General features: G+C 66.2%; 8 protein-coding genes. 7 read left to right on the top strand and 1 reads right to left on the bottom strand.

Annotated elements, in window-relative coordinates; translation table 11 throughout:
* The first annotated feature begins 202 nt into the window (after nt 1–202).
* From EH199_RS24200 to EH199_RS24190, 3 genes are read left to right on the top strand one after another with little or no spacing between them, the layout of a single operon-like run.
* Entirely contained in the window at nt 203–445 is a 243-nt protein-coding gene (locus EH199_RS24200; RefSeq protein WP_124811567.1) for a hypothetical protein, read from the top strand.
* Nucleotides 442–1,335: a phytanoyl-CoA dioxygenase family protein gene (locus EH199_RS24195; protein ID WP_370449740.1), complete on the top strand. Its 894-nt coding sequence runs from the start codon at nt 442–444 to the stop codon at nt 1,333–1,335. The genes EH199_RS24200 and EH199_RS24195 overlap by 4 nt, the downstream gene beginning before the upstream one ends.
* A gap of 22 nt (nt 1,336–1,357) precedes the next feature.
* Nucleotides 1,358–2,113, top strand: a complete 756-nt coding sequence (locus EH199_RS24190; protein ID WP_124811566.1) for a DNA -binding domain-containing protein — start codon at nt 1,358–1,360, stop codon at nt 2,111–2,113.
* A 9-nt stretch (nt 2,114–2,122) separates the two neighbouring features.
* On the opposite strand, the gene EH199_RS24185 is transcribed toward EH199_RS24190, so the two are convergent.
* Nucleotides 2,123–2,416, bottom strand: coding sequence for a helix-turn-helix domain-containing protein (locus EH199_RS24185; RefSeq protein ID WP_124811565.1), 294 nt, complete (start codon nt 2,414–2,416; stop codon nt 2,123–2,125).
* A 151-nt stretch (nt 2,417–2,567) separates the two neighbouring features.
* On the opposite strand from EH199_RS24185, the gene EH199_RS24180 reads away from it, so the two are divergent.
* The 4 genes from EH199_RS24180 (at nt 2,568) to EH199_RS24165 (ending at nt 5,208) form a co-directional block, all read left to right on the top strand.
* On the top strand, nt 2,568–2,792 hold the full coding sequence (locus EH199_RS24180; protein ID WP_124811564.1) for a helix-turn-helix domain-containing protein: 225 nt from the start codon (nt 2,568–2,570) through the stop codon (nt 2,790–2,792).
* Complete coding sequence (locus tag EH199_RS24175) at nt 2,779–3,348, top strand: S26 family signal peptidase (protein ID WP_124811563.1); 570 nt, start codon at nt 2,779–2,781, stop codon at nt 3,346–3,348. Before EH199_RS24180 ends, EH199_RS24175 begins: the two co-directional genes overlap by 14 nt.
* Nucleotides 3,336–3,974 (top strand): lytic transglycosylase domain-containing protein, encoded by a 639-nt coding sequence (locus EH199_RS24170; protein WP_124811562.1) that lies wholly within the window; start codon nt 3,336–3,338, stop codon nt 3,972–3,974. Before EH199_RS24175 ends, EH199_RS24170 begins: the two co-directional genes overlap by 13 nt.
* Nucleotides 3,975–4,413: 439 nt before the next feature.
* On the top strand, nt 4,414–5,208 hold the full coding sequence (locus tag EH199_RS24165) for an ArdC family protein (protein WP_124811561.1): 795 nt from the start codon (nt 4,414–4,416) through the stop codon (nt 5,206–5,208).
* The last annotated feature ends 86 nt before the right edge of the window (nt 5,209–5,294 follow it).

The raw sequence follows: 5,294 nt of genomic DNA, 5'->3' as shown, positions 1-5,294 counted from the left end.
TGAGCACCCTTGCTCACAGGATCGTCACCCGAGATAATCATAGGAGTAGTGCCTCAACTTACGTCAGGGCGCGGAAACTCAACGCTGACACCCGCCAGCGCAAGGTGGGCGCGAAACACCGCTTACGATCACGCGGCTCTGTTTGCCATGTCGGTTGGGAACCGCGCGGCGCCTCGAGGTGCGAAATCGGCTCATCTCCGCGATGGTCGATCACGCGACGGTGGCCGGCATCATGTCCCTGACTGGCGTCGTATCGGCGAGCTTCCTCGCGCAGGTCATGGCGATGGGCTGGCATTGCGAAAGGCTCGGACCGCCCCGCATGTGCAACGGCGCCTCGCTCGCCGCGTTCCGCATCGACCTCGACGCGGACACGCCGGATCGGCTTGCCAATACCGGCATATATACGCCCGGCGCGATCGTCGCGCCGTTGGCCCAGGCCGCGTGAGGGAGGGCGCCATGGCTCATGACCCCGCGCTTTGCACCGCGCGCCTCCTCGCCGATGGCTATTGCATCGTCCCGGACGCCTGTGCGCCCGATACGATCACAGCGCTCAATCGCGATCTTGCGCCCCGCTTCGCTGCGACGCCTTTTTGCGAGGGCGGCTTCTATGGCACCCGTACCAAACGGTTCGGGGCCTTGCTGCGTCGCTCGGAGCATGCAGCCGCACTGGTCCGATGCGACAAGGTGCTGCGGATCGTCGAGACGGTGCTCAGCTCCTATTGCGACCGGATCGTCCTTAACCTCGCCCAGGCCGTCGAACTCCATGAAGGCGCCCTCGCGCAAATCCCGCACCGCGATCAGGATCTCTGGCAGGCGACGCGCGACGGCCGCGAATATCAGGTCAATGTCATCTGGCCGCTCGGTGCGTTCACCGCGGAAAACGGTGCGACCGTGCTCTGGCCGGGAAGCCATCGCCCGGGTGCCCCCGTCGAACCGACGGACGAACCGGTCGCGGCGGAGATGGAGCCGGGCTCGGCCATGCTGTGGCTCGGCAGCACGCTCCACGGCGGCGGCGCCAATCGCACGCCGGTCCCCCGGCGCGCCGTGATCGTCAGCTATTGCCTCGGCTGGCTACGCACATTCGAGAACCAGTATCTCGTTTATCCGCCGGATGTCGCGCGCCACTTCGATCCCGAACTCGCCGAACTGGTCGGCTATGCCCAGCATCGGCCCAATCTCGGCAATGTCGAAGGCCAGTGTCCGTCGGTCCTCCTCGGCCGGGAGGGTATTGACGGTCTCCCGGCCATCGATGCGCTGTTGCCCGAACAGGCCGAGGCGCTCGCCGCCTATGTCGCCGATCAGGAAGCTGCGCGCGCAGGTCTGATCGGAGGATAGGCGACGCTGACCGGGATGGGCTATGTCCGCGGATTCACCCGGCGCGGACTGGCACTCGCCAGCGCCTTATGCCCCGCTGGCGCACTGCGACCGCCACGGCTTCGCCTGGGAATGGCTGCGCCGCATGCAGACCTATCGCACAGCCTGCGCGCGCCAGCTCACCGCCGCCGAAGAACGCCGGATCGCCGCGCAATTCGGGCTGCACCGCCTCGAATCGCCCGATCTCGCCTGGCCGCAGGCCCGGCCGCTTTGGCGTCGGGACATCGATTCCGCCGTCCTCGAGGCCGAGATCGCGCCGTTAACCGATGGCGAAACGATCGACCTTCGAATGCTGACCACCATCGCCAGCTTTGACGACGACGGACACGAGGAGCATTGGCTCTTCGCCGATCATGGTCATCACGTCCGTATCGACGTGCGTACTGGTTCTCTGAACGAAGGATGCGTCGGCCTGCGCTTTCAGATAAGAGGCTTTCCGCGCTGCCGCGCGCAACTCGCATCACTCGATCGCCTAGTGGCTCTGACCGAACTGGGCCGCTGGCCCGCGCGCAATCCGCCGCCCGAGCGTCGTGCCGAACGATGGGCACTGATGCTGCGCGTCCACGATGCCGTGGCGAGCGGAGCGTCCCATCGCGCGATCGCAGAGTGCCTGTTCGATCTCGGTGACCTGCCGCGCTGGCGCGTAACCACGCCATCCTGGCGTCGCCGCGTCCAGCGGCTTGCCGAGGCCGCGCGCCAGCTTGCCAGAGCGGGTTCCACGATCTGGCTTCGCTCGTAGAAAAGCGGTCTAGTCTTCGGCCCCGGTGACGTTCTTGCGCACGCGCTGATAGGCTTCGCCAGTGTCCGGATGAAACATCTCGTAAATCTCGACGCCGAATGTCTTCGCCAATTGCTCGACTTTGTCGGCCGATATGGAGCGTTTCTCGCGCTCAACGCCACTGATGTAAGATCGATCAATTTCAGCGGCGACGGATAAGTCGACCTGCGACATACCGAGTGCGTTCCGCATCATCCGGATATTTTTTGCAATGATGGCGCGCGCGACTCCCATGGTGGCGCGCAGCCACCACAGAAAGACCAATTCTCAAGTAGACTATAGTCCGCAAAATTGCGGGAACCGCTGCTAGGCCCGAATATGCGCAGGTCGATTATCGGGCCTCTGCAACCGCCGTCGCTTCGCCGATCACCGGCGCTCCCCACCGACCGGGCGCCACGGCGTCGAAGGAGGCGCGATGGACGATGAAACTGTGGGCGCGGGCCGGGCCCGCCCATTCCTGAACACGCGTCAGGCCGGGCATTATCTCGGCCTCACGCCCCGCCATCTCGAGAGGCTAAGGGCGCAGGGCCGCGGTCCTACCTTCCGTCGCCACTGCCGCTACGTCGTCTATCACATCGACGACCTCGACGCCTGGAGCAGGGCCAATAGCAGCGAGGAAAGGTCCGATGACCGACACTGAGAGACGCGCTGTCCTGCGCATCGGCGATGCCTTGCGCAGCGCCCGGGCATACCGCCGACGCTTGAATCGCCGTGGCAGCGCCATTGCTGTCCTGATTGGCGCGCTCGGTTTGACGCTGGCCGCCCCGATTCGGCCTCTGCTCATCTGGAATGCCACCCCGAGCGCGCCGGTCGGCCTGTACGCCATCTCTGCACCACATGACGTCGCCAGGGGCGACATGGTGATCGCGCGTCTGTCGCCGCCCTGGCGCACGCTCGCCGACGCGCGCCGCTATCTGCCAGCGAGCGTGCCCCTCGTGAAGCGCGTCGCGGCGCAGCCGGGCGACACCGTCTGCGCTCGCGGAAACGCCATCTTCATCGACGGGAGCCTGCGCGCGAGGCGCCGCCTGTCGGACGGCCAGGGCCGGCTAATGCCGTGGTGGCAGGGCTGCACGACCCTGCGCGAGGGCATGGTCCTCCTCCTCAACGACAACCCCGCCTCGTTCGACGGCCGCTATCTCGGACCGACGCAGCGCGGCGACATCGTCGGCCGGGCTCATCTGCTGTGGTCGCGCTGAGATGGATACTCGCGGCCGCCGCGCTCGCAGGCGCGACGCCGGCCTATGCCGATCCGGTGGAGCGCTGGCGATCACTCATCACCGAGGCCTCGAGCCGCTTCGGTGTGCCGCAAGACTGGATCGAGCGGGTCATGCGCGCCGAAAGCCACGGACTCACCATGCTCGCCGGTCGGCCGATCACCAGCCGTGCCGGCGCGATGGGCCTGATGCAACTCATGCCGGCGACATGGTCGGAGATGCGTGCCCGGTTGGGCCTGGGCACGGATCCGCACGATCCGCGCGACAATATCCTCGCCGGCACCTTCTATCTGCGGCTGATGTACGATCGGTTTGGATATCCGGGGCTCTTCGGTGCCTATAATGCCGGGCCCGGACGCTACGCCGCCTATACCGCCGGAAGTCGCACGTTGCCCAGCGAGACTCACCGCTATCTCGCATCGGTCACAGGCAACGCGACTCCGGCTGTGCGCCTCGCGACGGTAAATCCGATAGTGCCCGTGGGCGAACTTTTCGCGGTCCAGCGCAATCAGGCCGTAAGGTCCGCGGTATCGGCTCTTCCTGCGCTTTTCGTCGTCCAACGCGACGCCGGCGACAAAGACGAAAAAGCCACAAACGAACAGCCGTGACCGGCTTTCATCGGGGCGATCATGAGCGTGATGCGCAGGGTTTTAGCCCCTCGCGCCTGGCGGCGCGACCGCGCTCTGCTCCGCGGGCGATGCTCGCCCGCTCCGTCGGGCCACGCGTGCCGCGCGTCCCGACCAAAGGCGACGATCGCATGGGGCTGATGCCGGGCTGACGCCCGGCTCGCGGACGCCGCGCGTCCCGCGCGGCAGCGTTGTCTGTGGCCTCTCCCGTATCGCGGGAGTGGGCGGCACTCCCCTTTGGGCGCACCCCGGCGGTCCGCAAGCCGGCCCATCGCTGCGCTCCGGGACCGGCTCCTCCGCTCCGCTTCGGCCCTTTGGGTGCGGGCCGCCTCCCTGGGCGCGCCCGGTGGGTCGCATGTCGCCGCCCACCCCCGCTCCGGGGGAGGCCATGCGGGTTTTTGGGCGGTGCAGGAGGATAGCCATGCGCCAGAAGATCAATCGCCGCGCGCGCGGAGAGGCTGGGGAAACGCTCGCAGAGCCCCGCGCCAGCCTCTATGACGAGGTGACGAACCGGATCATTGCCGAGCTTGAAGGGGGCCGCATCCCATGGGTCCAGCCTTGGGGCAGCGTTGGAACTGCCACCCCCGGCCTGCCGCGCAACGCCGTGACCGGGCGCAATTATTCCGGGGTCAATGTGCTGATCCTGTGGGGTGCTTTGTTCGAGCATGGCTTTCCCTCGCAGGGCTGGCTCACCTTCAAACAGGCCCGCGATGCCGGGGGCTGCGTCCGCAAGGGCGAACATGGCGTGACCGTGGTCTATGCCGACCGCTTCACCCCCGAGGCCGAGAAGGAACGCGCGCGCGAAAGCGGCGAGGATGCCCGCAGTGTGCCCTTCCTCAAGCGTTTCACCGTCTTCAATCTAGCGCAATGCGAAGGATTGCGCCCCGGTCTCGCGTCCGATCCCAAACCATTGCCCGAACGCGAGATTGTGCCGCTTGCCGAAGAGGTGATCGCCGCATCGGGCGTCGATTTCCGCATCGGCGGGGGCAAAGCCTGTTATGTGCCGAGCGCCGACTATGTGCAGGTGCCGCCGCAACCGGCCTTCTATGAACAGATCAATTTCTACCGGACGGCCCTGCACGAACTCTGTCACGCCAGCGGACACCCGGCGCGCCTCAATCGCAACCTGCTCAATAGCTTTGGCAGCAAGGATTATGCGCGAGAAGAATTGATCGCCTTATCTGGACAGTCTGCACCGTGCCTGACGCTTCATTGAAGGGTATCGTCCAAGCGCGACGCAGGGGGTCATCAGGCCGGATGAAGCGCTCCCAATAAGCTGGCGTAGTCCGGCCTGATGACCAC

Source organism: Novosphingobium sp. LASN5T (assembly GCF_003856955.1).
Lineage (GTDB): Bacteria > Pseudomonadota > Alphaproteobacteria > Sphingomonadales > Sphingomonadaceae > Novosphingobium.
The sequence above is the reverse complement of the archived record's forward strand: the minus strand, read 5'-3'. Positions and strand labels throughout refer to the sequence as shown.